This is a genomic window from Pseudomonas sp. FeN3W, from assembly GCA_030263805.2.
GTDB lineage: Bacteria > Pseudomonadota > Gammaproteobacteria > Pseudomonadales > Pseudomonadaceae > Stutzerimonas > Stutzerimonas stutzeri_G.
On record CP136010.1, the window covers coordinates 3,826,532 to 3,851,691 of the forward strand.

Annotated in this window: 22 protein-coding genes; 15 read left to right on the forward strand and 7 right to left on the reverse strand. The window is 64.8% G+C overall.

Going from position 1 to position 25,160, the window contains the following annotated elements:
• Positions 1 to 3: 3 nt before the first annotated feature.
• The 14 genes from P5704_018060 (at position 4) to P5704_018125 (ending at position 16,745) form a co-directional block, all read left to right on the forward strand.
• Positions 4 to 444 carry a hypothetical protein gene (locus tag P5704_018060; protein WOF77920.1) on the forward strand — a complete coding sequence of 147 codons (441 nt, stop codon included), beginning with the start codon at positions 4 to 6 and terminating at the stop codon, positions 442 to 444.
• A gap of 167 nt (positions 445 to 611) precedes the next feature.
• A complete protein-coding gene (locus P5704_018065; GenBank protein ID WOF77921.1) occupies positions 612 to 1,862 on the forward strand; it encodes an acyl-CoA dehydrogenase family protein in 1,251 nt (416 codons plus the stop codon).
• Between the two features lie 257 nt (positions 1,863 to 2,119).
• On the forward strand, positions 2,120 to 4,297 hold the full coding sequence (locus tag P5704_018070) for a 4Fe-4S binding protein (GenBank protein WOF77922.1): 2,178 nt from the start codon (positions 2,120 to 2,122) through the stop codon (positions 4,295 to 4,297).
• A 67-nt stretch (positions 4,298 to 4,364) separates the two neighbouring features.
• The gene (nosZ, locus tag P5704_018075; GenBank protein ID WOF77923.1) at positions 4,365 to 6,278 is read left to right on the forward strand and encodes a TAT-dependent nitrous-oxide reductase; all 1,914 of its coding nucleotides are present in this window, start codon (positions 4,365 to 4,367) and stop codon (positions 6,276 to 6,278) included.
• 127 nt (positions 6,279 to 6,405) lie between these two features.
• Positions 6,406 to 7,719 (forward strand): nitrous oxide reductase family maturation protein NosD, encoded by a 1,314-nt coding sequence (locus P5704_018080; GenBank protein ID WOF77924.1) that lies wholly within the window; start codon positions 6,406 to 6,408, stop codon positions 7,717 to 7,719.
• Positions 7,716 to 8,642, forward strand: a complete 927-nt coding sequence (locus P5704_018085) for an ABC transporter ATP-binding protein (protein WOF77925.1) — start codon at positions 7,716 to 7,718, stop codon at positions 8,640 to 8,642. Before P5704_018080 ends, P5704_018085 begins: the two co-directional genes overlap by 4 nt.
• On the forward strand, positions 8,639 to 9,469 hold the full coding sequence (locus P5704_018090; protein ID WOF77926.1) for an ABC transporter permease subunit: 831 nt from the start codon (positions 8,639 to 8,641) through the stop codon (positions 9,467 to 9,469). The genes P5704_018085 and P5704_018090 overlap by 4 nt, the downstream gene beginning before the upstream one ends.
• Positions 9,470 to 9,498: 29 nt before the next feature.
• Positions 9,499 to 10,056: a nitrous oxide reductase accessory protein NosL gene (locus P5704_018095; GenBank protein WOF77927.1), complete on the forward strand. Its 558-nt coding sequence runs from the start codon at positions 9,499 to 9,501 to the stop codon at positions 10,054 to 10,056.
• Positions 10,057 to 10,105: 49 nt separating this feature from the next.
• Positions 10,106 to 10,288, forward strand: coding sequence for a twin-arginine translocase TatA/TatE family subunit (tatA, locus tag P5704_018100; protein WOF77928.1), 183 nt, complete (start codon positions 10,106 to 10,108; stop codon positions 10,286 to 10,288).
• A 328-nt stretch (positions 10,289 to 10,616) separates the two neighbouring features.
• Complete coding sequence (locus tag P5704_018105; GenBank protein ID WOF77929.1) at positions 10,617 to 11,807, forward strand: NnrS family protein; 1,191 nt, start codon at positions 10,617 to 10,619, stop codon at positions 11,805 to 11,807.
• Positions 11,808 to 11,924: 117 nt separating this feature from the next.
• A complete protein-coding gene (locus tag P5704_018110; GenBank protein ID WOF77930.1) occupies positions 11,925 to 12,668 on the forward strand; it encodes an SDR family oxidoreductase in 744 nt (247 codons plus the stop codon).
• 10 nt (positions 12,669 to 12,678) lie between these two features.
• Positions 12,679 to 13,788 (forward strand): methyl-accepting chemotaxis protein, encoded by a 1,110-nt coding sequence (locus tag P5704_018115; protein ID WOF77931.1) that lies wholly within the window; start codon positions 12,679 to 12,681, stop codon positions 13,786 to 13,788.
• 271 nt (positions 13,789 to 14,059) lie between these two features.
• Entirely contained in the window at positions 14,060 to 15,505 is a 1,446-nt protein-coding gene (gene ccoN / locus P5704_018120; GenBank protein WOF77932.1) for a cytochrome-c oxidase, cbb3-type subunit I, read from the forward strand.
• Between the two features lie 100 nt (positions 15,506 to 15,605).
• On the forward strand, positions 15,606 to 16,745 hold the full coding sequence (locus P5704_018125; GenBank protein ID WOF77933.1) for an HPP family protein: 1,140 nt from the start codon (positions 15,606 to 15,608) through the stop codon (positions 16,743 to 16,745).
• 24 nt (positions 16,746 to 16,769) lie between these two features.
• Here P5704_018125 and P5704_018130 read toward each other — a convergent pair whose 3' ends face one another.
• The 7 genes from P5704_018130 to P5704_018160 all read right to left on the reverse strand — a co-directional run bounded on the left by P5704_018130 (position 16,770) and on the right by P5704_018160 (position 23,140).
• Positions 16,770 to 17,630, reverse strand: coding sequence for a LysR family transcriptional regulator (locus P5704_018130; GenBank protein WOF77934.1), 861 nt, complete (start codon positions 17,628 to 17,630; stop codon positions 16,770 to 16,772).
• A 102-nt stretch (positions 17,631 to 17,732) separates the two neighbouring features.
• The gene (locus tag P5704_018135) at positions 17,733 to 19,256 is read right to left on the reverse strand and encodes a nitrite reductase (GenBank protein ID WOF77935.1); all 1,524 of its coding nucleotides are present in this window, start codon (positions 19,254 to 19,256) and stop codon (positions 17,733 to 17,735) included.
• On the reverse strand, positions 19,247 to 20,083 hold the full coding sequence (gene cobA, locus P5704_018140; protein WOF77936.1) for a uroporphyrinogen-III C-methyltransferase: 837 nt from the start codon (positions 20,081 to 20,083) through the stop codon (positions 19,247 to 19,249). The genes P5704_018135 and cobA overlap by 10 nt, the downstream gene beginning before the upstream one ends.
• 70 nt (positions 20,084 to 20,153) lie before the next feature.
• Positions 20,154 to 21,335 (reverse strand): heme d1 biosynthesis radical SAM protein NirJ, encoded by a 1,182-nt coding sequence (gene nirJ / locus P5704_018145; GenBank protein WOF77937.1) that lies wholly within the window; start codon positions 21,333 to 21,335, stop codon positions 20,154 to 20,156.
• Between the two features lie 169 nt (positions 21,336 to 21,504).
• Positions 21,505 to 21,753: a cytochrome C oxidase subunit IV family protein gene (locus tag P5704_018150; protein ID WOF77938.1), complete on the reverse strand. Its 249-nt coding sequence runs from the start codon at positions 21,751 to 21,753 to the stop codon at positions 21,505 to 21,507.
• Positions 21,754 to 21,756: 3 nt separating this feature from the next.
• Entirely contained in the window at positions 21,757 to 22,344 is a 588-nt protein-coding gene (locus P5704_018155; protein WOF77939.1) for a cytochrome c oxidase subunit 3 family protein, read from the reverse strand.
• Complete coding sequence (locus P5704_018160; GenBank protein ID WOF77940.1) at positions 22,328 to 23,140, reverse strand: CbbQ/NirQ/NorQ/GpvN family protein; 813 nt, start codon at positions 23,138 to 23,140, stop codon at positions 22,328 to 22,330. The genes P5704_018155 and P5704_018160 overlap by 17 nt, the downstream gene beginning before the upstream one ends.
• 332 nt (positions 23,141 to 23,472) lie before the next feature.
• Between P5704_018160 and P5704_018165 the strand changes: the two genes are divergently transcribed.
• Entirely contained in the window at positions 23,473 to 25,155 is a 1,683-nt protein-coding gene (locus tag P5704_018165) for a nitrite reductase (GenBank protein WOF77941.1), read from the forward strand.
• The last annotated feature ends 5 nt before the right edge of the window (positions 25,156 to 25,160 follow it).

Below are 25,160 nucleotides of genomic sequence, written 5' to 3' on the forward strand. Positions count from 1 at the left end.
CTGATGAGTTATTCCGTTCTGCACGTTGTGCATCTGCTGGCCGCGATCTTCTTTATCGGCACGCTGTTCTTCGAGGTGATGATCCTCAGCCGTATCCGCCAGCAGGTCGGGGAGCAGACCATGCCGCTGGTCGAGCGCGCCGTCGGCGCCCGTTCGCGGGTGGTGCTGCACTGGGTGGTGCTGTTCGTCTACGGTGCCGGCATCGGTCTGGGCTGGTATCACCGCGCGGCGCTGGCCAACCCGCTGGCCAGCAGCTTCGCCAGCTTGCTGTCGCTGAAAATCCTGCTGGCGATCGGCGTATTCCTCACCTTTGGCCTGGTCGCCGTGTTGCTGCGTAGCGGCCGTATGACGCCGGCTCGCTATCGGACGATCCACTGGGCCATCTTTCTACAGATGATCGGCATCGTGCTGCTCGCCAAGGGCATGTTCTATGTGCACTGGTGAGGCTGCGCTGCATACCAGTTTTGTCGGTTGCGGTGATGACCACGGTCAATTCGGTCGACGCTTCGTTCCATGCTTATCGGGCCTGATTCAGTCATCGCAGCCTCGTTGCTTTAGCGGCAGCGGGGACTAAGGTGGCTGCATCGTTTCCCGATCAGCAGAGGTTGCCCATGGATTTCGCCTACAGCCCACGTGTCGAGGCGCTGCGCCAGCAGCTGCGCGCCTTCATGGACCAGTACATCGTGCCGCGAGTTGGCGCCTGGCATGCCGAGGTCGCGGCCGGCCAGTACCCCGTTTCCTTTATGGACGACCTCAAGGCACTGGCCCGTTCGGAAGGGCTGTGGAACCTGTTCCTGCCATCGCTCCGCGAGGATGAGCCGGGCATGGGGCTGAGCAACCTCGAGTACGCGCCGCTGGCGGAGATCATGGGGCGCGTGCACTGGGCCTCTGAGGTGTTCAACTGCAACGCACCGGACACCGGCAATATGGAGCTGCTGCACCTGTTCGCCAGCCCCGAACAGCGCGAGCGCTGGCTCAAACCGCTGCTGGAGGGCGAAATCCGCTCGGCCTTCGCCATGACCGAGCCGGATGTGCCGTCCTCCGACGCCACCAACATCCAGACGCTGATCCACCGTGACGGCGACGACTACGTGATCAACGGTCGCAAGTGGTTCATCACCAACGCCTCGCACCCCAACTGCAAGCTGTTGATCGTCATGGGCAAGACCGACCCGGACGCCGAAACCCATCAGCAGCAGAGCATGATCCTGGTGCCGTTCGACACGCCCGGTGTCGAGCTGGTGCGCAACATCCCGGTGATGAACCATATCGCCCCGGAAGGCCACTGCGAACTCCTGCTGAAGAGCGTGCGCGTGCCGGCTAGCAACCTGCTCGGCAAGGAAGGCGACGGCTTCATGATGGCGCAGGCACGCCTGGGCCCGGGGCGCATCCACCACTGCATGCGCTCGATCGGCATGGCCGAGCTGGCGCTGGAGCTGATGGTCGAGCGCTGCCAGGAGCGCAAGGCGTTCGGCAAGTACCTGCAGCAGTATTCCAACGTCGCCGACTGGATCGCCGAATCGCGCATCGAGATCGAGCAGGCGCGGCTGCTGGTGCTCAAGACCGCCTGGATGATCGACGAGGTCGGTGCCAAGGCGGCGCGCAAGGAAATCTCCATGATCAAGGCCCTGGTGCCGCGCATGCACACCCGCGTGGTGGACCGCGCCATCCAGGTCTACGGCGCCATGGGCCTGACCCCGGATACGCCGCTGGCCGACATGTGGACCGGTGGCCGCGCCCTGCGCTTCGCCGATGGCCCGGACCAGGTGCACCTGCGCAGCATCGCGAAAATGGAAATCAAGGCCAGTGAAGCCAGCCGCGGTGCGACGGCCGCCTACCTCACCCCGCCCGGCCGCCACTGAGTGCATCCTCTCCCGCCGACTGCGCCCGCCTGGGCGCAGTCGTTCCCGCCGCTCTGGGCGCTACCCGCGCCGCCTCGCTCGCCATTTTGGTGCACTGACCTAGGCTGGTCATGACAAGTCTTTGTTCGCGGCCATGGTGTTTTTTGACATGGGACAACGAAACCAGTCGCCGGGAGAGTCCTTGATTGCAATCAAGGGGAGGCATGTAGGCGCTCACCTACCATCTGCTTACGCCAACCGTACACGCAGGTAACTCGATGGCTTCCCGTGAAATCTGGTCGCTGGCCGGTACATTCAGTACCTGGGTCAAGGGCTTTGTCATTCTGCTGATTCTGAGCGTCTGCGCAGCGTCGCTGCAGGCCAGGGAATACGAAGCCGAACAGCAGCGTCTCGACAAGTTCTTCCCCGGAGCCAGCCTCTCGGCAGCCGAGGGCGACTACCAGGTCCGCACGATCACCAAGGGTGACGAGGTGCTCGGCTATGCCTTCCAGTCCATCAACGTGGTGGACATTCCCGCCTATTCCGGCAAACCCATCAACATGCAGGTGCTGCTCGATCCGCAGGGTGTGATCGTCGATGCCTACGTGCTCGAACACCATGAGCCGATCCTGCTGATCGGCATTCCCGAAGAAGAGCTGCACGCCTTCAATGCCAAGTACCAGGGCATCCGGGTCGACCAGCGCGTCGTGGTCGGCCGTTCCCGGGACGAGAATGCGGTCACCATCGATGCCGTCACCGGTGCCACCGTCACGGTGATGGTGGTCAACGAGATCGTCATGCGCGCGGCGCATGACGTCGCGGTGTCGCTTGGGCTGGTGGAGAGCAAGGCCGGCATCGCGCAGAAACCGGCCACCGTTCGCGAGGATTACTACGAGCAGGCGACCTGGAGCGACCTGACCGGCAACGGTGCGATCCGCCGCCTGCACCTGACCAAGGGCGACATCGACGAGGCGTTCAAGGGTACCGAGGGCGAAGGCATCGACGAGGCCGCGGCGGATGAGGTGCAGGACACCTTCATCGACCTCTACGCCACCCATCTGAATCCGCCGACCATCGGCCGCGCGCTGCTCGGCGATGCGCACTACCGCACGCTGATGGATGAGCTCAAACCCGGCGAGCACGCCGTCGCGGTGATGGGCAGTGGCGAGTACTCGTTCAAGGGCTCGGGCTATGTGCGCGGCGGCATCTTCGATCGGGTCCAGCTGCGCCAGTTCGGCAACGTCATCAGCTTCCGCGACATGGACTTCCAGCGCCTGGACGACGTATACGCCGAAGGCATTCCGGATTTCCGCGAGATGGCGGTGTTCATCGTCCGTGAACACGCCGCGTTCGATCCGGGCTCGCCCTGGACGCTGGAGCTGCTGGTGCGCCGTCAGACCGGCCCGATCAGCGGCATGTTCACCAGCTTCGAGCTGCCCTACCAGATGCCCGAGCAGTACATCGAGCGCCCACAGCCGACCGCCGAGGAACTGGCCGCCATTGAGGAAGCCAACCGCCCGGTGTGGGTCAACATCTGGTACCAGAAGTCGTTCCAGATCGGCGTGATCCTCGTGGCGCTGGGCCTGCTGACGGTCATCCTGTTCCTGCAGGACAAATTCACCCAGCGGCCGCAGTTCCTGCACTGGCTGCGCCGCGGCTACCTGGTGTTCACCGTGGTGTTCATCGGCTGGTACGCGCTGGGGCAACTGTCGGTGGTCAACGTGCTGACCTTCGTTCACGCGCTGTTCCAGGACTTCCGCTGGGAGCTGTTCCTCTCCGATCCGGTGATCTTCATCATCTGGACCTTCACCGCCGCCAGCATCCTGCTCTGGGGCCGCGGCGTGTTCTGCGGCTGGCTGTGCCCCTTCGGTGCGCTGCAGGAGTTGATCAACGAGGCCGCACGCAAGCTGAAGGTGCCGCAGTACGAGCTGCCCTTTGCCGTGCATGAGCGGCTCTGGGCGATCAAGTACATCGTCCTGCTGGTGCTGTTCGGCATCTCCCTCGAGTCGATGATGATGGCCGAGAAGGCTGCCGAGGTTGAGCCGTTCAAGACCGCCATCACCCTCAAGTTCGACCGCCAGTGGTGGTTCGTCGCCTACGCGGTGTTCCTGCTGGTCATCAACATCTTCACCCGCAAGGTGTACTGCCGCTACGTCTGCCCGCTGGGTGCGGCGCTGTCGATCAGCAGCAAGGTTCGCCTGTTCGACTGGCTCAAGCGGCGCCCGGAATGTGGCAACCCCTGCCAGCTGTGCGCCAAGGAATGCGAGATCCAGGCCATCCACCCGGATGGGCACATCAACCACAACGAGTGCCATTACTGCCTGGACTGCCAGATGACGTATCACAACGAGAACAAGTGCCCGCCGCTGATCCTGAAGAACAAGCGCGCCAAGCGCGGCAAGAAGGCACCGGCCGAGCCGTCGCTGATTCCCGTAGTGCAAGTAGTGGAACCCTGAGTCATCGCCGCAGGCGAGGTGCTCGATCGATGTGTTTGAAGCAGATGTCCCAAAGGAGCGAAACCCCATGAGTGACAAGAGCAAGAACAATCCCGAGGTACTGGAGAAGGGCGGCATGAGCCGTCGTGGCTTCCTCGGCGCCAGCGCGGTTACCGGCGCAGCTGTTGCGGCCACCGCCTTCGGTGGCGCAGTGATGAGCCGCGAGTCCTGGGCCGCAGCGGTCAAGGAAGCGCGGCAGAACATCCACGTCGCGCCAGGCGAACTGGACGACTACTACGGCTTCTGGAGCGGCGGCCACCAGGGCGAAGTACGTGTAATGGGCGTCCCGTCGATGCGCGAACTGATGCGCATCCCGGTGTTCAACGTCGACTCCGCCACCGGCTGGGGCCTGACCAACGAAAGCCGCGCGATCATGGGCGACAGCGCCAAGTTCCTCAATGGCGACTGCCACCACCCGCACATCTCCATGACCGACGGCAAGTACGACGGCAAGTACCTGTTCATCAACGACAAGGCCAACACCCGCGTCGCCCGTATCCGCCTGGATATCATGAAGTGCGACAAGATGATCACCGTGCCGAACTGCCAGGCCATCCACGGCCTGCGTCTGCAGAAGGTGCCGCACACCAAGTACGTGTTCGCCAACGCCGAATTCGTCATCCCGCATCCGAACGACGGCAAGGTCTTCGACCTGCAGGATGAAAACAGCTACACCATGTACAACGTCATCGACGCCGAAAAGATGGAGATGGCCTTCCAGATCATCGTCGACGGCAACCTCGACAACACCGACGCCGATTACACCGGCCGCTTCACCGCTGCCACCTGCTACAACTCGGAAAAGGCCTACGACCTCGGCGGCATGATGCGCAACGAGCGTGACTGGGTCGTGGTGTTCGACATCGAGGCGGCGGAGAAGGCGGTCAAGGCCGGCAAGTTCATCACCCTCGGCGACTCCAAGGTGCCGGTGCTCGACGGCCGCAAGAAGGCCGAGAAGGACAGCCAGTTCACCCGCTACATCCCGGTGCCGAAGAACCCGCACGGCCTGAACACCTCGTCCGATGGCAAGTACTTCATCGCCAACGGCAAGCTGTCGCCGACCGTGTCGATGATCGAGATTGCCAGGCTGCCGGACCTGTTCGCCGACAAGCTGGCCGATCCGCGTGACACCATCGCCGCCGAAGTCGAACTGGGCCTCGGCCCGCTGCACACCACCTTCGACGGTCGCGGCAACGCCTACACCACCGTGTTCATCGACAGCCAGGTGGTCAAGTGGAACATGGCCGACGCGGTTCGCGCCTACAAGGGCGAGAAGGTCAACTACATCAAGCAGAAGCTCGACGTGCACTACCAGCCGGGCCACATCCACGCCTCGCTCTGCGAAACCAGCGAAGCCGATGGCAAGTGGCTGGTGGCGCTGTGCAAGTTCGGCAAGGACCGCTTCCTGCCAACCGGCCCGCTGCACCCGGAAAACGACCAGCTGATCGACATCTCCGGTGAGGAAATGAAGCTGGTGCATGACGGCCCGACCTATGCCGAGCCGCACGACTGCATCATGGCCCGTCGCGACCAGATCAAGCCGAAGAAGCTCTGGGACCGCAACGATCCGTTCTTCGCGCCGACCGTGGAAAGGGCGAAGAAGGATGGCATCAACCTGGAGACCGACAACAAGGTCATCCGCGACGGCAACAAGGTGCGCGTGTACATGACCTCCATGGCGCCGGCGTTCGGGGTGCAGGAGTTCACCGTCAAGCAGGGCGACGAAGTCACCGTGACCATCACCAACATCGACCAGATCGAAGACGTATCCCACGGTTTCGTCATGGTCAATCACGGTGCGAGCATGGAGATCAGCCCGCAACAGACCTCTTCCATCACCTTCATCGCTGACAAGCCGGGGCTGCACTGGTACTACTGCAGCTGGTTCTGCCACGCGCTGCACATGGAAATGGTCGGCCGCATGATGGTCGAGCCCGCGTAAGCGGCTCCAGCCATCGCCCGTTTGCGGTCGGGCGATGGTGTCGTGATTTCGCGAAGGGCTTCGGTGTGCTGCCGCGGCCCTTCCGGCAGCCGCCGTTCGCCTGCAAGCTGAAGAAGGTCAAAACGCAGTGTTCAAAGCTCAGGCTGGTTTTTTCTCGCGATACCCCGCAGCAGTCACGCTGCTGCTTTTATTCAGTGGTGCGGCCCAGGCGGCACCGCAATCCATCACGACCCTGCCGCTGCAGCCCGACGGTGAAAACCGCTGGCGCCTGCCTGCCGGGGAATATCAGGGCCAGTTCAGCATCGCGCAATCGATGCAGCTACGCTGCGAACCGGGCGCCGTCATCCGCTCCCAGGGCCAGGGCAGCAGCCTGCTCATCAGCGCGCCCGACGTCGTCGTCGAAGGCTGCACGCTGCGCGACTGGGGCTCCGATCTCACCGCCATGGATTCGGCGGTGTTCGTCCTGCCGGCCGCGCCGCGGGCGCTGATCCAGAACAATCGCATGCAGGGCGCGGGCTTCGGCGTGTTCGTCGATGGCGCCGCCGACGTGCAGGTGATCGGCAACGAGATCGAAGGCGAGGTGGACGTGCGCTCGCAGGATCGCGGCAATGGCATTCACCTGTTTGCGGTCAAGGGCGCGCGTATCGTCGGCAATCACGTGCGCAACTCGCGCGATGGCATCTACATCGACACTTCCAACGGCAACCACCTGGAGGCCAACGTCCTCGAGGATCTGCGCTACGGCGTGCATTACATGTTCGCCAACGACAACAGCGTGATCGACAACGTCACCCGCCGTACCCGCACCGGTTACGCGCTGATGCAGAGCCGCAAGCTGATCGTCACGGGCAACCGCTCCGAGCAGGATCAGAACTACGGCATCCTGATGAACTACATCACCTATTCGACCATCACCGGCAACTTCGTCAGCGAGGTGCAGCGTGGCGATACCGGCGGCGACAGCATGATCAGCGGCGGCGAGGGCAAGGCGCTGTTCATCTACAACTCGCTGTTCAACACCATCGAGAACAACCACTTCGAGAAGAGCTCGCTCGGTATCCACCTGACCGCCGGCTCCGAAGACAACCGCATTTCCGGCAACGCCTTCGTCGGCAACCAGCAGCAGGTCAAGTACGTGGCGACCCGCACCCAGGAATGGTCGGTGGACGGCCGTGGCAATTACTGGAGCGACTACCTGGGCTGGGACCGCAACGACGACGGCCTGGGCGATGTCGCCTACGAACCCAACGACAACGTCGATCGCCTGCTCTGGCTCTACCCGCAGGTGCGCCTGCTGATGAACAGCCCGAGCATCGAAGTGCTGAGCTGGGTGCAGCGGGCCTTCCCGGTGGTCAAGTCGCCGGGCGTGCAGGACAGCCATCCGCTGATGAAGCTGCCGACTGAAGAACTCCTAACCGAAAAGCAGGAACCAACGTCATGAACGCCGTCGAGATCCAGGGCGTAAGCCAGCGTTACGGCAGCATGACCGTGCTGCACGATCTGAACCTGAACCTCGGTGAGGGCGAGGTGCTGGGGCTGTTCGGCCATAACGGCGCCGGCAAGACCACCAGCATGAAGCTGATTCTCGGCCTGCTTGCGCCGAGCGAGGGCCAGGTGAAAGTCCTCGGCCGCGCGCCGAACGATCCGCAGGTGCGCCGTCAGCTCGGCTATCTGCCGGAGAACGTCACCTTCTATCCGCAGTTGAGCGGCCGCGAAACCCTGCGCCATTTCGCTCGCCTGAAGGGCGCAGCCCTGAGCCAGGTAGACGAGCTGCTCGAGCAGGTCGGCCTGGCGCATGCCGCCGACCGCCGGGTGAAGACCTATTCCAAGGGCATGCGCCAGCGCCTCGGTCTGGCCCAGGCGCTGCTCGGCGAACCCCGCCTGCTGCTGCTCGACGAGCCGACCGTGGGCCTCGATCCGATCGCCACCCAGGACCTCTATCTGCTGATCGACCGCCTGCGTCAGCGCGGCACCAGCATCATTCTCTGCTCTCACGTGCTGCCGGGTGTGGAGGCGCACATCAACCGCGCGGCGATCCTCGCCAAGGGCCGCCTGCAGGCAGTGGGCAGCCTGTCGCAACTGCGTGCCGAAGCCGGGCTGCCGGTGCGCATCCGTGCCAGCGGCATCAGCGAGCGCGACAGCTGGCTGCAACGCTGGACCGATGCCGGACACAGCGCCCGCGGCCTCAGCGAATCGAGCCTGGAAGTGGTCGCGGTCAACGGCCACAAGCTGGTGCTGCTGCGCCAGCTGCTGGGTGAGAGCGAGCCGGAGGACATCGAGATCCACCAGCCGTCGCTGGAAGACCTCTACCGCTATTACATGGAGCGCGCCGGTGACGTACGCGCCCAGGAGGGTCGCCCATGAACCAGGTCTGGAACATCGCCCGCAAGGAACTCAGCGATGGCCTGCGCAACCGCTGGCTGCTCGCCATCAGCCTGCTCTTCGCCGTGCTCGCGGTGGGTATCGCCTGGCTCGGCGCTGCGGCGTCAGGGCAGCTCGGCTTCACCTCGATTCCGGCGACTATCGCCAGCTTGGCCAGTCTGGCCACCTTCCTGATGCCGTTGATCGCGTTGCTGCTCGCTTACGACGCCATCGTCGGCGAGGACGAGGGCGGCACGCTGATGCTGCTGCTGACCTATCCGCTGGGGCGTGGGCAGATCCTGCTCGGCAAGTTCGTCGGCCACGGGCTGATTCTCGCCCTGGCGGTGCTGATCGGCTTCGGTTGCGCGGCGCTGGCCATCGCCGTGCTGGTCGAAGGTGTCGAACTCGGCATGCTGTTCTGGGCGTTCGGCCGTTTCATGATCTCCTCGACGCTGCTCGGCTGGGTGTTTCTCGCCTTCGCCTATGTGCTCAGCGGCAAGGTCAACGAGAAGTCCAGTGCCGCCGGGCTGGCGCTCGGGGTGTGGTTTCTCTTCGTGCTGGTGTTCGACCTGGTCCTGCTCGCGCTGCTGGTACTCAGCGAAGGCAAGTTCAACCCGGAGCTGCTGCCCTGGCTGCTCTTGCTCAACCCCACCGACATCTACCGGCTGATCAACCTGTCCGGCTTCGAAGGCAGCGCCAGCGCAATGGGCGTGCTGTCGCTCGGTGCCGACCTGCCCGTGCCGGCTTCGGTACTCTGGCTGTGCCTGCTGGCCTGGATCGGCGTGTCGCTGCTGCTGGCGTTCGGCATCTTTCGCCGGCGCCTGACCTGACTTCCATGAATCGAAAAGGAAATCCCTCTATGAACGCACTGCATCGCATCGGCGCCGGAACGCTCCTGGCCATGTTGCTCGCCTTCGGCCTGGCCGGCTGCGGCGAGAAGGAGAAGGTCCAGCAAGCGCTCGAGCCGGTGGCCTTTCATGCCGCTGACGAGTGTCACGTCTGCGGCATGATCATCAGCGACTTCCCCGGGCCCAAGGGCCAGGCGGTGGAGAAGGGCGGCGTGAAGAAGTTCTGCTCCACGGCCGAGATGCTCGGCTGGTGGCTGCAGCCGGAGAATCGTCTGCTCGATGCCAGGCTGTACGTACACGATATGGGCCGTAGCGTCTGGGAAAAGCCGGATGACAGTCACCTGATCGACGCAACCAGCGCCTACTATGTAGTCGGTACGTCGCTCAAGGGCGCCATGGGTGCGTCGCTGGCGACCTTCGCCGACGAGCAGGCCGCCATGCGCCTCGCCGAGGAACACGGTGGTCGCGTATTGCGCTTCGAGCAGATCGATCAGGCGCTGCTGCAGGAGGCGGCGAGCATGCACGAGCACACGTCCGGCGATGCACACAACGCACACCAGGGCCACTGAGGTACTCGGTGACCGCAACCAGTCTTCCGACACATTCGAGGTAAGCACAATGATGGGTATCAGCGTCTGGCAACTTCTGATCATTCTTCTGATCGTCGTCATGCTGTTCGGCACCAAGCGCCTGCGCGGCCTGGGCTCCGATCTGGGCAGCGCGATCAGCGGCTTCCGCAAATCGGTGAGTGACGCCGAGACCACGTCTCAGGCCGAGACGGTCAAGCAGGAAATCAAGTAAGCACAACGACCACTCCGCTCGGCCAACACCCCCGGACAAGGCGCATGCGCGTTGCCGGGGAGGGTAGGCCCATCGCCGTAGAGGGCCGCCCGGACGGCTCCACTGTTCGATGATCACGGCCGTTGCGCACCGCAACGGTGCGTCTGCAGGTGGCCTCCGCGTGCCGACCGTCACTTTCCCGCCGCCTCCGCGAAAATCTGATCGCAATCAAGTCTGTCGATGGCGCCTACCCTGTAGAAAGTAATCCTGGCTCCTGCAATCGGGAGCGCTCATTCGTCCGGCGCGCCTTCGTTGTGCCGCCGGACATAGAACGTCTGGAGGCCCTTCCGTGCAAGTTATCGATCGGCGAAAAGCCCTGAGTATTCCGCCTATCTGGCGGCTCGCCTTTCGCCCCTTCTTTCTCGCTGGCAGCCTGTTCGCGCTGTTGGCGATTCCACTCTGGGTCGCCGCGTGGACCGGGCTCTCGCCGGGCTTTCAGCCCACCGGTGGCTGGCTGGCCTGGCACCGTCACGAAATGCTGTTCGGCTTCGCCATGGCGATCGTCGCCGGCTTTCTGCTCACCGCGGTGCAGACCTGGACCGGGCAGACCGCGCCCTCCGGCAACCGCCTGATGGGGTTGGCGATGCTCTGGCTGGCCGCGCGCCTGGGCTGGCTGTTCGGCCTGCCGGCCGCATGGCTGGCACCGCTCGATCTGCTGTTCCTGCTGGCGTTGGCCTGGATGATGGCGCGGATGCTCTGGGCCGTACGGCAGAAGCGCAACTACCCGATCGTGGTGGTGCTGACGCTGATGTTCGGCGCTGACGTGCTGATCCTGACCGGCCTGCTGCAGGGTAACGATGCGCTGCAGCGCCAGGGCGTGCTCGCCGGGCTGTGGCTGGTCGCGGCGCTGATGGCGCTGATCGGCGGCCGGGTGATTCCGTTCTTCACCCAGCGCGGCCTGGGCAAGGTCGAGGCGGTCAAGCCCTGGGTCTGGCTGGATGTCGCCCTGCTGGTGGGCACCGGGATCGTCGCGCTGCTGCACGCCTTCGGCGTTGCCCTGCAGCCGCATCCGCTGCTGGGCCTGCTGTTCGTCGCCATCGGCGTCGGCCATCTGCTGCGCCTGGCGCGCTGGTACGACCACGGCATCTGGAAGGTCGGCCTGCTCTGGTCGCTGCACCTGGCGATGCTCTGGCTGGTGGTTGCCGCCTTCGGCCTGGCGCTCTGGCATTTCGGTCTGCTGGCACAGTCCAGCCCTTCGCTGCATGCGCTGAGCGTCGGCTCCATGGGCGGGCTGATCCTGGCGATGATCGCCCGCGTGACTCTCGGCCACACCGGCCGGCCGCTGCAGTTGCCGGCCGGCATCATCGGTGCCTTCGTGCTGTTCAACCTGGGTACGGCAGCGCGGGTATTCCTCTCCGTCATCTGGCCGGTCGGCGGTCTGTGGCTGGCAGCGGCCTGCTGGGCGGCGGCCTTCGTTCTGTATGTCTGGCGCTACGCGCCGATGCTGGTCGCACCGCGGGTCGATGGCCATCCGGGCTGAGCACCGAGTCGTTTCACCGGGGCAGGTGCCCGTCGCGCCTGCCCGTCAATACCAAGCCTTAGAACCGCTGCCGCGAGGCGGCTTGTGACTCGGCGTGCGCCGAGCTCGGAGAGGATGATGAAAAGCGAGTTTCAGGATCGTCTGGCGGTCGTCACCGGCGCCAGTTCCGGAATCGGTCTGGCGTTGTGCGCGGCCTTGCTGCAGCGCGGTGCCCGGGTGCTGGCGATGTCGCGCAGCATCGGCGGTCTCGAACCGCTGCTGGAAACCCACGCCGACCAGCTGCAGTGGCTGAGCGGCGACGTCACTTCGGCTGAAGATCTGGCCCAGCTGGCACGCCGCGCCGCGCAGATGGGGCCGGTGCACTACCTGGTGCCCAACGCCGGTATCGCCGAACTGGCCGATGGCCTGGACATGGCCGCCTTCGACCGGCAGTGGGCGGTCAATGGCGCCGGTGCGTTGAACACCTTCGCTGCGCTGCGCACCGAGCTGGCCAAGCCGGCTTCGGTGGTCTTCGTCGGCACCTTCCTGATCCGCTCGACCTTCCCCGGGCTGGCGGCCTACATCGCCAGCAAGGCGGCGTTGGCGGCGCAGGCGCGCACGCTGGCGGTGGAGTTCGCGCCGCTGGAGGTACGCATCAACATGGTTTCGCCCGGTCCGACCGCCACCGCCATCTGGGGTTCGCTGGGGCTCAACGACGACCAGCTCGAAGCGGTCGCCGACGGCGTCACCAAGCGTCTGCTGCCGGGGCATTTCCTCGAGTCGGCGGCGGTGGCCAACGTCATCCTGTTCCAGCTGTCCCAGGGCGCGCGCGGCGTGTTCGGCCAGGACTGGGTGGTGGACAACGGTTACACCGTCAGCTGAGGTGCACGGCATGTGGTTCAAGCGGAAGAACAGCACGACGCGCCTGGAGCACGAGCTGCACGCGCTGCAGGCCAGCCACGCCGAACAGTCGGCACGCATCGCTGCGTTGGAGCAGCAGCTGCAGGCGGCAGAAGCGGCCAGCCAGCAACGCCAGCGACAGCTCGACTATTACCGGGGCGTGTCGGAAAGGCTGATTCGCTTCAGCACCTCGGTGGCCCATCTCGGCGAGTCGTTCGAGTTTCTCACCGAGCAGTTGGGCGATAACAAGGCCCGTGCCGGCGAGGTCGCCGCCGCGGCGCTGAGCAACCAGAAGCATTTCGGCGAGCTGCAGGGCAAGGCCGCCGAGATGGAGGACGGCCTTGGTCTGGCCTCGCACAAGGTCGATACCCTTGCCGAGCGCTCGCAGGAGATCAACGGCATCGTCGATCTCATCAGCGGCATCGCCAGCCAGACCAACCTGCTGGCCCTGAATGCGGCGATCGAGGCGGCGCGTGCCGGCGAGGCCGGGCGCGGGTTCGCGGTGGTCGCCGGGGAGATTCGCAGCCTGGCGGAAAAGACCGCGCTGGCGACCGATGACATCGTGCGCAAGATTGGCGAAGTGCAGGGCGAAATACGCAATGTGCATGACTACATCCAACTGCAGGGCAGCCACGCCAAGGGCTTCAGCCGAACCACCGAGGTGGCGGTCGAGGCGATGCGCATGCTCTACCAGCTGGCCGGGGCGATGCGTGCGAGCAGCGCCGCGTCTTCCTTCCGGGCCGGCATCGAGCTGGCCAATCTCGACGAGCTGTCACTGAAGTTCGTGGTCTACAACCACCTGCTGAGCGACCGGGCACAGCCGATTCCGCAGCTGCCGAGCGAGCGCGACTGTCGTTTCGGTCGCTGGTACTACGGCGAGGGCAACCGCGATATCCAGGCGCTGGACTGCTTCCGGCAGATCGAGCGGCCCCATACGGCGGTGCATGCTCAGGGGCAGGCGGCACTGGATGCATTCGCCCAGAACGCCCTGGAAACCGCGCTGCGCCACCTGGGCCAGATGGAGGACGCCAACCTGGAGGTGATGCGCATCGTCACCGCCGTGGTCGATCAGTACGAGAAAGGAACGAGTCACGCGGCCTGATACGGCTTCAGAAGCCGCGGCTCCGCTTGTAGGGTGCTTGATGCAAAAATATTGCGCTTATCGAGCAATACTATTCGTTAGATAACATTCAACCCGCCGCAGACAATGCGCACGCATTCCGTCTGCGCGGCAATCCGCCGCGCTCGATATGAACCGATCCCTGGAGGAGCGGCGAGCGGATGCGGCGTGCCGGTCCGTCGACCATTGCCAGCGCTGCGCTGGCAGATTTCGATGTTCGTTCCCTGGCGCCCGCGTCGGCTGCCCGGCGAGCATGAGCGAACTGCACAATAGCCCCGAACCGATTGCCTACAACTACCACGTGGTGCGCCAGTTCACCCTGATGACGCTGGTCTGGGGTGTGCTCGGCATGGGCCTCGGGGTGTTCATCGCCGCTCAGCTGGTGTGGCCGCAGCTGAACTTCGATCTGCCCTGGACCAGCTTCGGCCGGCTGCGGCCGATCCACACCAATCTGGTGATCTTCGCCTTCGGTGGCGGCGCGCTGTTCGCCTCGTCCTTCTACATCGTCCAGCGCACCAGCCATGCCCGGCTGATTTCCGATCGGCTGGCCGCCGTGGTGTTCTGGGGCTGGCAGGCCGCCTGCATGGCGATGCCGATCAGCTACGCGCTGGGCTACACCACGTCCAAGGAGTACGCCGAGATGGAATGGCCGATCGCGCTCTGGGTGACGCTGATCTGGGTGTTCTACGCCTACTTGTTCTTCGGCACCATCGCGCGCCGGCGCATCCGGCACATCTACGTCGGCAACTGGTTCTTCGGCGCCTTCATCATCGTCACCGGCATGGTGCACATCATCAATCACGCGCTGGTGCCGGTGAGCCTGCTCAAGTCCTATTCGCTGTATTCGGGCGCCACCGATGCGATGGTGCAGTGGTGGTACGGGCACAGCGTGGTGGGCTTCATCCTCTCGGTCGGCTTTCTCGGGATGATGTACTACTTCGTGCCCAAGCAGGCCGGGCGGCCGATCTACTCGTACCGCCTGTCCATCGTGCATTTCTGGGCGATCATCTCGATCTACATCTGGGCCGGCCCGCATCACCTGCACTACACCGCGCTGCCGGACTGGGCGCAGAGCCTGGGCATGGTGATGTCGATCATCCTCCTGGCGCCGAGCTGGGGCGGCATGATCAACGGCATGATGACCCTCTCCGGCGCCTGGCATAAGTTGCGCACCGATCCGATCCTGCGCTTTCTGGTGGTCTCCCTGGCGTTCTACGGTATGTCCACCTTCGAAGGCCCGATGATGGCGATCAAGACGGTCAACGCACTGTCGCACTACACCGACTGGACCATCGGCCACGTACACGCCGGGGCGCTGGGCTGGGTGGCGATGATCTCCATCGGCTCGCTGTACCACCTGATTCCGCGGCTCTGGGGGCGCGAGCAGATGCACAGCATCGGCCTGATCAATGCGCACTTCTGGCTGGCGACCATCGGCACGGTGCTCTATATCGCCTCGATGTGGGTGAACGGCATCACCCAGGGCCTGATGTGGCGTGCGATCAACGAAGACGGCACGCTGACCTATTCCTTCGTCGAGGCACTGGAAGCCAGCCATCCCGGGTACATCGTGCGCATGGCCGGCGGCGGCATCTTCGCCAGCGGCATGCTGCTGATGGCGCTGAACACCTGGCTGACCGTGCGCCACGCGCGGCGCGCCCCGGCCCGGGACGCAGAGCTGACCGCTGTGACCGCTTGATTTCCCCTCGCTACCCTTGTAGCTCCTGAGGGTCCAGGGACGGACCTTTTTTTACCCGGCTACGCTCCCATAGCCGGTGCTTCGTCTGACAAGAGCTTCCATGCAAGACAATCTGATCGACTGGTTCAAATCCTTCATTCCCGCGCCCCTGAATGCGGCCCCTCGACACTGGCTGCGCGCCGCCATCGGCGTCGCCCTGGTCATGCCACTGGTATTTCTCAGCGACCGCTGGCTGGTCGGCACCGGGCTGGCGCTGCAAGTGATCGCGCCGGTTGGCGCCTCCGCCGTGCTGGTGTTCGTCGCCTCGTCGAGCCCTTTCGCGCAGCCTTGGTCAGTCATCGGTGGCAACCTGTTCGCCGCGCTGATCGGCGTCTCCCTGGGGCTCACTGGGTTGCCCAGCGTGCTCGCTGCGACGCTGGCCGGCGCCGCGACGCTGCTGTGTCTCTTTGCGCTGCGCTGCCTGCATCCGCCGAGCATCGCGCTGGCGCTGGTGGCCGCCGTGGGCAGCCCCGACCTGCACCAGCTGCACTTCGGCCTGCTCTGGCCAGTGATGTTCAACTCGCTGCTGCTGGTGACCTTCGCGCTGCTGTTCAACAACCTCACGGGTAATCCCTATCCCAAGGCGCGCCTGCCGCGCGAAAACGAGCACCACACCCGCGACCCTCGACCAGGCGAGCGAATGAGCTTCGTCCAGGACGACGTCGACCGGGCGCTGGCCGAATTCGGCGAGTACGTCGACATCACCCGCGACGATCTCGCCCGCCTGATCAAGCAGACCGAGAAGCACGCCCTGCGCCGCAGCATGGGTGAGATCACCGCGGCGCACGTGATGTCGCGCGATCTCTACTGGCACACCCCGGATACCTTCATCGAACAGGCCTGGCAGACGCTGCAGCAGCATCGCCTGCGCTCGTTGCCGGTGGTCGAGGGCGATGATCACCGGCTGGTCGGGATCGTCACCCAGGTGGATCTGCTCAAGCACTTCCACCCACGCCCGGGGCGGCTCAGCTTCGGCCAGCTGAACTTCCTGCGCGGCACCAAGCTGCGCGCGATCATGAGCTCGCCGGTGGTTTCGGTGACGGCCGATACGCACATGGTCGAGCTGGTGTACCTGCTCTCGGATCGCGGCCTGCATTGCCTGCCGGTGGTCGATGCGCAACAGCGGCTGGTGGGCATGATCACCCAGACGGACCTGATCGCCGCGCTGTACCGCAACTGGCTCAAGCAATTGCCGGACTGAGCGCTCACGGGCCCGGCTCGAGGCTCAGATATCGTAGTACCAGCGTGACCAGTCGTAATCGTCGAGGGCCGCTTCGCGCAGCAGTTCGACGGCCCTGAGCAGCGCGGGCGATTCGCTGGCGCGTGCGTGGACCAGGTAGACCGGGTAGCTGAACTCCGGCGCCTGCTCCACTCGCTTGAGAACGCCTTCTTCCAGATAACGCTGGACCACGCGGGTGCGAAAGTAGCCGCGTCCGCCGCACTGCACCAGATACTGCAAGGCCAGTGGCCCGAGACTGAATGACAGCGCGGCACGGGTGTATTCGGGCAGCGCCTGGTTATGCTGCTTGCGAAATGCCGGTCCCCAATCCACGTACAGATACGGCGTGGGATTCTGCGCCTGCACCACCTGGATCAGCTTTTCCTCCAGCAGCTGTTCGACCTGCAGACCGGGCAGGTACTCCGGCTGGTGCACCAGCGCGGCGTCGAGCACGCCGAGGTCGAGCTTCTTCTGCAGTTCATCGCCACTGCCCACTTCCAGGCGCACGGCGTGGCCGGGCAGCGCCTGCCGCAGGCGCTGGAGCCAGGCCAGCATCAGCGGGTTGCACAGACTCACCTCGGCGCCGAGCGTGAGCAGTTCGCCATAGCCGCGAGGCAGCGGCAGGTCGCGCCGCGCGGCCTCCCAGGTCTGCACCAACTGGCGGGCATAGGCGGCAAAACGCTCGCCATCGGCCGTCAGCCGGGCCCCGGCGCGATTGCGCACGAACAGCCGGCAGCTCAGCTGGTTTTCCAGGTTCTGTATGCGCGCGGTCACGGCCGTCTGGGTGATGTGCAGGCGCTCGGCCGTGGCGATGAAGCTGCCGCTGCGAATGATCTCGAGAAAGGTGCGGGCGAGATCAATATCCATGGTCGGCCTTAAATGCAGTGAAGGTGACGAAACCGATGATTGTAGGGGGTTGTGACCGTCGTGGGAGCGCCCACCTTGAATCGGTGGGCGATCCGTTCACGATCAATGCGAGGTGCCCTCGGCGAACTCGATCTTGTTGCCGACGTTGTATTTGCCGGAGGGCTTGTTCATCGGAATGCGTTTGACCTCCTCCAGCGTGTTGGCATCGTAGACGAGCAGTGCGCCGTCGGTGTCCCAGACGCTGAGCAGGGCGTAGCGGCCGTCGTTGGTGAACTCGACGTGGGCGGCGTTCTTGCCTGGCATCGGGCGCAGGGTGTGGGCGACTTCCAGGGTCTGCTTGTCGATCAGGTGCACGGCGTCGTTGTTCGGCCCGAAGAACACGTCGGTCCAGGCATAGGGCGAGTTTTCCTGGCTGCGCATGAAGAAGCCCGGGCCTTCGGTGGGAATCTCCTCGATCAGCTTCCAGGTTTGCAGGTCGAGCACCGAGATCAGCCCCTGGCTGACGTTGGGCGTGGCGAACACCCACTTGCCGTCGCGCTTCCAGTAGATGCCCGAGCCCAGGTGCGGCATACCCGGCAGCGGGATGTCGGTGACCGCCTTGCCGCTGTCCAGATCGATCACCTGGCCGCCGTGAGCCTTGCGCGAGGTGGCCAGCAGGTGGCGATAGTCGGGGGTGAAGGAGAAGTCGTCGAGGAAGTCGGCGGCCTCGATGCGCCGCGGTTCGAAAGTCGGCTCGCCGGCGTAGGAGAGTTCCCAGGCTTCTTTCACGTCCTTCAGCGCGACCACGAAGCTGTCGCGCGGTGGCGCGGTGTACACGGCGCTGACCCGCGATGGCGTGCCGTCCTGGCCGACCGCGGGGATGTGCTTGACCAGCGACAGGTCGCGCGCATCGAGCAGCACCAGGTTGCCCGGCAGGTAGTTGCCCACCAGCACCCAGCGGCCGTCGTTGCTCACGGCCAGGTTGCGGGTGTTCAGCCCGGCGCGGACCTCGGCGATCATGCTCAGGTTGTTGAGATCGTAGACGCTGACCCAGCCGTCGCGGGAGGCGAAATAGACGAAGCGGCCATCCGGCGAGAACTTCGGCCCGCCATGCAGGGCGAAGTGCGACTGGAAGTTCGCCAGCTCCTCGAAACGATCGCCGTCCAGCACGCGGACGTGGTGATTGCCGGCTTCCACCACGACGAACAGGTTGAGTGGATCGGCGCCGTGTTGCGGTGTCGTCGGCAGTGTGGCGACGTCCTTGAGCATGCGGTGGCTGGCGCGGATGTCGGCGTCGCTCCAGGTCGGCGGCACGGCTGAGGGCTGATACAGGTAATCGACCAGGCCGGCGATCTGCGCTTCGTTCAGCACGTGGGAGTAGGCGGCCATCTGGCTCGCCGGGCGGCCGTCGCGGATCACCGCCTGGGCTTCGGCCGGCTTGATGCGGCTGAGGCTCTCCGGCAGCAGCGCCGGTCCGGCGCCGCCGAGGCGGTTGACGCCGTGACAGCTCTGGCAGTGCTGTTCGTACAGCGCCTGACTGTCGGTTGGCTGGGTCGCCGCGGCAGCCCGCGGAATGGCCAGGTCGAGGGCAACGAAGGTGGCTGCTGGCAGCGCGGCGGCCAGCAGCAGGGCAGGTATCAGTTGCATAAGGCCTCCGTTTGCGCGGCTGGATCACCGTGCAGCCGCGCCGGATGCCGGACCTGGCGCTCGGCGAACAGGCCGACCACCCGACCGATCACGGTCAGGGTCGGCGGTGTGAGGTGCTGCTCGTCGGCCATGTTAGGTAGCTGGCTCAGCGTGCAGCGCACCACCTGCTGGTTCTCCCGGGTGCCATTGCCGATCAGCGCGGCGGGCGTGTCCACCGGCAGGCCGGCGGCGATCAGGTTTCGTGATATCTCGCCAAGGCTGGCCAGTCCCATGTAGAACACCAGCGTCTGCCCGCCCTGGGCGAGGGCCTTCCACGGCAGGTGCAGCTCACCGTTGCTCTGCAGGTGGCCGGTGATGAACTGGCAGGAATGGGCCAGATCGCGGTGGGTCAGGGGAATGCCGGCATAGGCGCTGCAGCCGGCCGCGGCGGTGATGCCCGGCACCACCTGGCAGTCGATGCCGCGCTGCAGCAGGAATTCGAGCTCTTCGGCGCCGCGACCGAAGATGAACGGGTCGCCGCCCTTGAGTCGCACCACGCGCTTGCCTTGCTGCGCCAGGTCGGCCAGCAACTGGTTGATCTGCGGCTGCGGCAGGCTGTGGTAGCCACTGGTCTTGCCGACGTAATGGCGGCTGCAGTCGGCCGGCAGCAACGCCATCAGTCCGTCGCTGACCAGGCGGTCGTAGACCACCGCGTCGGCCTGCTGCAGCAGGCTCCAGGCACGCAGGGTGAGCAGGCCGGGGTCGCCCGGTCCGGCACCGACCAGAGCGACTTCGCCCGGGGCGAACGCGGCGCTCAGCGAGGCGGGAAATGTGAGTGGCTGGTCCATGCGGTGCTCCTGAATTCTCATCGGGCTTACGGAGTGCGTTGCTGCGGCGCTTGGACGGCCGCTCGATCGGTCAGATGGCGATGCTGGGAATGCGCTCGGTGGCGGGCAGGCCGATCTCCTCGTCGGAGAGGTAGCAGCCCGGGTCTTCGGCCCAGAGATCGCCCTGCGCCCAGGCGCGGGTGCGGGTGTTGCCGTTGCAGATCGCCAGCCAGCGGCAGTCGGCACAGCGACCGCCGACCGCGCGCGGATGCTGGCGCAGCTCCTGCAGCAATGGCGCCGGCTCGTTCAGCCAGATGTCGCTGAAGCGCTGCCGGCGCACGTTGCCGACGGTGTGCTGCCACCAGTAGGTGTCCGGGTGCACGTCGCCGATGTTGTCGATATTGGCGATGCCGTTGCCCGAGGCGTTGCCGCCCCAGGCGCGCAGCATGCCTTCCAGGCGCTCGCGATGTTCCGGCAGGCGCTCCTCGACCCACTGCAGCAGCAGGACGGCGTCGGCGTCGTTGTTGCCGCTGACGAAATCGGTCTCGCGGCCGTGCTGAACGTCGTCCCAGGCCTGCTCGAAGAGCTGACGCATGGCGTCGCGGGTCATCTGGTGATGGGCGTCGGCCTTGCGGCTGCGCTTGCCGCGGCCGCTGTAGTTGAGGTGCGAGAGGTAGAACTTCTGCACGTCGTGTTCGCGCATCAGCGCCAGCAGGGCCGGCAGCTGCGGGTAATTGTTCTGCGTCAGGGTAGTGCGCAGGCCGACGCGGATGTCGCGCTGGCGGCACAGGTCGATGGCATGCATGGACGCGGCGAAGCTGCCCTTGAGCTGGCGCCATTCGTCATGCACCGCCTCCAGGCCATCGATGCTGATGCCGACGTAATCGAACTGCGCGGCGGCGATACGCTCGATGTTGCTTTCGTCGATCAGCGTGCCGTTGGTGGACAGCGCAACGAAGAAGCCCTTGTCGCGGGCGTAGTCGGCGAGCTGGAAGATGTCGTCGCGCAGCAGCGGTTCGCCGCCGGAGAGGATCAGCACGCGCACGCCGGCTTCGTGCAGATCGTCGATCACCTTCAGCGCCTCGGCGGTGTCCAGTTCGTCGCGGAACTCGCTGTCGGCGGAGGTCGCGTAACAGTGCTTGCAGGTCAGGTTGCAGCGCCTGAGCAGGTTCCAGATCACCACGGGCGGGCGCTTGCCGCTGACGCTGCGGGCACCGAGCACCTTGGTGGCCGGCTGGGCCAGGGCGCGCAGGTAATGGCTGATTCTCAACATGGGGCGGCTCCGCTTCGGCAGCGTATCTCACCGGGCGCGCCGTCTCGGGCGCCCGCTCCTTGAGCAGCAGGATCACCGAGCGGGGTAGGGCTGGCCTTGATCGGAAACAATAAAAGTCGCGGGGCGTGGTTGACCGCATCGTCAGCTTCTTGCGGCGGTGTACCGTTGGTCAGAGCAGGGTCAGCAGCACGCCGAGCACCAGTACCAGCGGCCAGGCGAGCAGCAGCAGACGCCACGTCCGCGGGGCATGGCGCAGCTCCATGAAACCGTCGGTGATCAGCCAGGCCTTGCCGAACGCCGTGAGCAGAACGGCAGCGGTCAACGCCAGCGTGGCGCCGGCGTTGCCCAGCAGCACGGTGGAAACCGACAGCAGTGCCAGGCCGAGCCAGCAGGCTAGCAGATTCTTCGAAGCGGACATGACTTACCTCAGCACGTAGACCAGCGGGAACAGCAGCACCCAGACCATATCCACCATGTGCCAGTAGAGCACGCCGGATTCCAGGCCGCTGTGCTCGTTCGGCCCGTAGGCACCGCGGCGGCAGCGCATGGCCAGCCAGCCGAGAATCACCATGCCCAGCAGCACATGCAGGAAATGAAAGCCGGTCAGAATCCAGTACAGGGTAAAGAAGGTATTGTGTTCCATGCCCAGGCCGAGCCCGGCCAGGTGGCTGTACTCGTTGAGTTTGAGCACCACGTAGACGCAGGACGTGCCCAGCGCGGCGAGCAGCAACAGCGTCGCGCGCCCGGAGCGGGCTTCGCGCACCTGTTCCACCGCCAGCGCGGCGAACAGCCCGGAGGTCAGCAGGCTCAAGGTCAGCGCCAGGCCGATGGAGCTGTCCAGTGCCGCGCGGCTCTCGCTGAACAGCTCTGGATTGAGCATCTGCGTGGCGGCGAACGCCAGGATCAGGATGGCGAAGACGGTCAGCTCGGCGAGGATGAAGAACCACATCGCCAGGTCGCCCGGCAGGCGCCGGTGCAGTTGGCTGGTGGCTTCAGGCGAAGTGGACATCGACCACATCCATCAGCGCGGCGACTGTCTGCGGGTCATCCGACAGCGGTTCGGCGAGGCAGGCCAGGCAGGCCTGACGCGGCGTCATGCCGGAGCGGATCATCCGCGCGGTGAAGATCAGCAGGCGGGTCGAGGCGACTTCTTCCAGATCATGCTGCTCCAGCCGGCGTAGCGCCTGGCCGAGCTTGACCACCTGGGCGGCGAGTTCTTCATCCACCTGCGCCTCGTTGGCGACGATGCGCACTTCCTCGGCGGCCGGCGGGTAATCGAAGCGCATCGCCACGAAACGCTGGCGGGTACTCGGCTTCATGCCCTTGAGCAGGTTCTGGTAACCGGGGTTGTAGGACACCACCAGCATGAAACCCGGCGGCGCCTTGAGCGCCTCGCCGGTGCGCTCGATGAACAGCTCACGGCGGTCGTCGGCCAGCGGGTGCAGCACCACGGCGGTGTCCTGGCGCGCCTCGACCACTTCGTCCAGGTAGCAGATGCCGCCCTCACGCACCGCACGGGTCAGCGGGCCATCCTGCCACCAGGTGCCCTGGGCGCCGATCAGGTGACGGCCGACCAGGTCGGCGGCGGAGAGATCGTCATGGCAGGCCACGGTGTACAGCGGCAGGTTCAGCCGATGCGCCATGTGCTGCACGAAGCGGGTCTTGCCGCAGCCGGTCGGGCCTTTGATCAGCACCGGCATGCCGTGCTGCCAGGCCTGCTGGAACAGCTGCTCTTCGTTGCCTAGCGGTTGGTAGAAGGGCGCGTCAGGCGTGCCGGCGGCAGTCGGGATTTCAATCGCATTCACAGGCAAGTACCTCACGGCAGCAGTTGGTTATTTCCATCGCCAAGCTACCGAGCCCACCGACCCCTCTCAAGCCATCCGCCGGCAAAGCTTGATTGCGATCAAGTCTCGCCTCCGATGCCGACCAATCGAAGCCGATTCCAGACGTTTCGGCCCGTTGCGCCCGCGACAAGGCGTCACGCTCAGGGGGTGCCGGGGGCTCTCTTGATTGTCGTCAAGCGCCTTCGCAACGGCGCTCTCATAGCATCCAAATCGCAAAAAGAAGAAGTCCCCGGGAACTGCCACACCGCCGTAACTAGCAGGAGTCGCCAGAAGCGCTCCCATAGGAGAGAAGGATGAGCAATGTCGGTAAACCTATCCTGGCTGGCCTGATCGCCGGCCTTTCGTTGCTTGGTCTGGCAGTCGCCCAGGCTGCTGCCCCAGAGATGACCGCCGAAGAAAAGGAGGCGGCCAAGCAGATCTATTTCGAACGCTGTGCCGGTTGCCATGGCGTTCTACGTAAAGGAGCCACGGGCAAGAACCTCGAGCCGCACTGGAGCAAGACCGACGCGGACGGCAAGAAGACCGAGGGCGGCACCCTCAACCTGGGCACCAAGCGCCTGGAGAACATCATTGCCTATGGCACTGAGGGCGGGATGGTCAACTATGACGACATCCTGACCAAGGAAGAGATCAACATGATGGCGCGTTACATCCAGAACACCCCGGATGTGCCGCCGGAGTTCTCCCTGCAGGACATGAAGGACAGCTGGAAGCTCATCGTTCCGGTTGATCAGCGTCCGAAGAAGCAGCTGAACAACATCAACCTGAAGAACGTGTTCGCCATCACCCTGCGCGATGCCGGCAAGCTGGCCCTGGTCGACGGCGATACCCACACCATCTGGAAGGTGCTGGACACCGGCTACGCGGTACACATCTCGCGTCTGTCCGCTTCCGGCCGTTACGTCTACACCGTTGGCCGCGACGGCCTGACCACCATCATCGACATGTGGTACGAAGAGCCGACCACCGTCGCCACCGTGCGTCTGGGCTCCGATGCCCGTTCCGTGGACACCTCCAAGTTCAAGGGCTACGAGGACAAGTACCTGATCGGTGGCACCTACTGGCCGCCGCAGTACTCGATCATGGACGGCGAGACCCTGGAGCCGATCAAGGTCGTATCCACCCGCGGTCAGACCGTCGACGGCGAATACCACCCCGAGCCGCGCGTAGCGTCCATCGTCGCTTCGCACATCAAGCCGGAGTGGGTGGTCAACGTGAAGGAAACCGGGCAGATCATCCTGGTCGACTACACCGACCTTAAGAACCTCAAGACCACCACCATCGAGTCGGCCAAGTTCCTCCACGACGGTGGCTGGGACTACTCCAAGCGCTACTTCATGGTCGCTGCCAACGCCTCCAACAAGGTCGCTGCGGTCGATACCAAGACCGGCAAGCTGGCCGCGCTGGTCGACACCGCGAAGATCCCGCACCCGGGTCGCGGCGCCAACTTCATCCATCCGCAGTTCGGCCCGGTCTGGACCACCGGCCACCTGGGTGACGACGTGGTCTCGCTGATCTCCACCGCTTCCGAGGATCCGAAGTACGCCAAGTACAAGGAGCACAACTGGAAGGTGGTGCAGGAACTGAAGATGCCGGGCGCCGGCAACCTGTTCGTCAAGACCCATCCGAAATCGAAGAACCTCTGGGCCGACGCGCCGATGAACCCCGAGCGGGAAGTCGCCGAGTCCGTCTACGTCTACGACCTGGCCGATCTGAGCAAGGAACCCAAGCGTCTCGACGTCGCCAAGGATTCCGGTCTGCCGGAAAGCAAGGCGATCCGTCGCGCCACCCATCCCGAGTACAACGAGGCGGGTAACGAGGTGTGGATCTCCCTGTGGGGCGGCAAGACCGACCAGTCCGCGATCGTGATCTACGACGACAAGACGCTGAAGCTGAAGAAGGTGATCACCGACCCGGCAATCGTCACGCCGACCGGCAAGTTCAACGTCTTCAACACCATGCACGACGTGTACTAATCCGC

Bases quoted from the DNA above. Each gene is read 5' to 3' on its own strand.
- P5704_018060 (WOF77920.1), top strand. From the start codon at position 4: ATGAGTTATTCCGTTCTGCACGTTGTGCATCTGCTGGCCGCGATCTTC.
- P5704_018065 (WOF77921.1), top strand. From the start codon at position 612: ATGGATTTCGCCTACAGCCCACGTGTCGAGGCGCTGCGCCAGCAGCTG.
- P5704_018070 (WOF77922.1), top strand. From the start codon at position 2,120: ATGGCTTCCCGTGAAATCTGGTCGCTGGCCGGTACATTCAGTACCTGG.
- nosZ (WOF77923.1), top strand. From the start codon at position 4,365: ATGAGTGACAAGAGCAAGAACAATCCCGAGGTACTGGAGAAGGGCGGC.
- P5704_018085 (WOF77925.1), top strand. From the start codon at position 7,716: ATGAACGCCGTCGAGATCCAGGGCGTAAGCCAGCGTTACGGCAGCATG.
- P5704_018090 (WOF77926.1), top strand. From the start codon at position 8,639: ATGAACCAGGTCTGGAACATCGCCCGCAAGGAACTCAGCGATGGCCTG.
- P5704_018095 (WOF77927.1), top strand. From the start codon at position 9,499: ATGAACGCACTGCATCGCATCGGCGCCGGAACGCTCCTGGCCATGTTG.
- tatA (WOF77928.1), top strand. From the start codon at position 10,106: ATGATGGGTATCAGCGTCTGGCAACTTCTGATCATTCTTCTGATCGTC.
- P5704_018110 (WOF77930.1), top strand. From the start codon at position 11,925: ATGAAAAGCGAGTTTCAGGATCGTCTGGCGGTCGTCACCGGCGCCAGT.
- P5704_018115 (WOF77931.1), top strand. From the start codon at position 12,679: ATGTGGTTCAAGCGGAAGAACAGCACGACGCGCCTGGAGCACGAGCTG.
- ccoN (WOF77932.1), top strand. From the start codon at position 14,060: ATGAGCGAACTGCACAATAGCCCCGAACCGATTGCCTACAACTACCAC.
- P5704_018125 (WOF77933.1), top strand. From the start codon at position 15,606: ATGCAAGACAATCTGATCGACTGGTTCAAATCCTTCATTCCCGCGCCC.
- P5704_018130 (WOF77934.1), bottom strand. From the start codon at position 17,630: ATGGATATTGATCTCGCCCGCACCTTTCTCGAGATCATTCGCAGCGGC.
- P5704_018135 (WOF77935.1), bottom strand. From the start codon at position 19,256: ATGCAACTGATACCTGCCCTGCTGCTGGCCGCCGCGCTGCCAGCAGCC.
- cobA (WOF77936.1), bottom strand. From the start codon at position 20,083: ATGGACCAGCCACTCACATTTCCCGCCTCGCTGAGCGCCGCGTTCGCC.
- nirJ (WOF77937.1), bottom strand. From the start codon at position 21,335: ATGTTGAGAATCAGCCATTACCTGCGCGCCCTGGCCCAGCCGGCCACC.
- P5704_018150 (WOF77938.1), bottom strand. From the start codon at position 21,753: ATGTCCGCTTCGAAGAATCTGCTAGCCTGCTGGCTCGGCCTGGCACTG.
- P5704_018155 (WOF77939.1), bottom strand. From the start codon at position 22,344: ATGTCCACTTCGCCTGAAGCCACCAGCCAACTGCACCGGCGCCTGCCG.
- P5704_018165 (WOF77941.1), top strand. From the start codon at position 23,473: ATGAGCAATGTCGGTAAACCTATCCTGGCTGGCCTGATCGCCGGCCTT.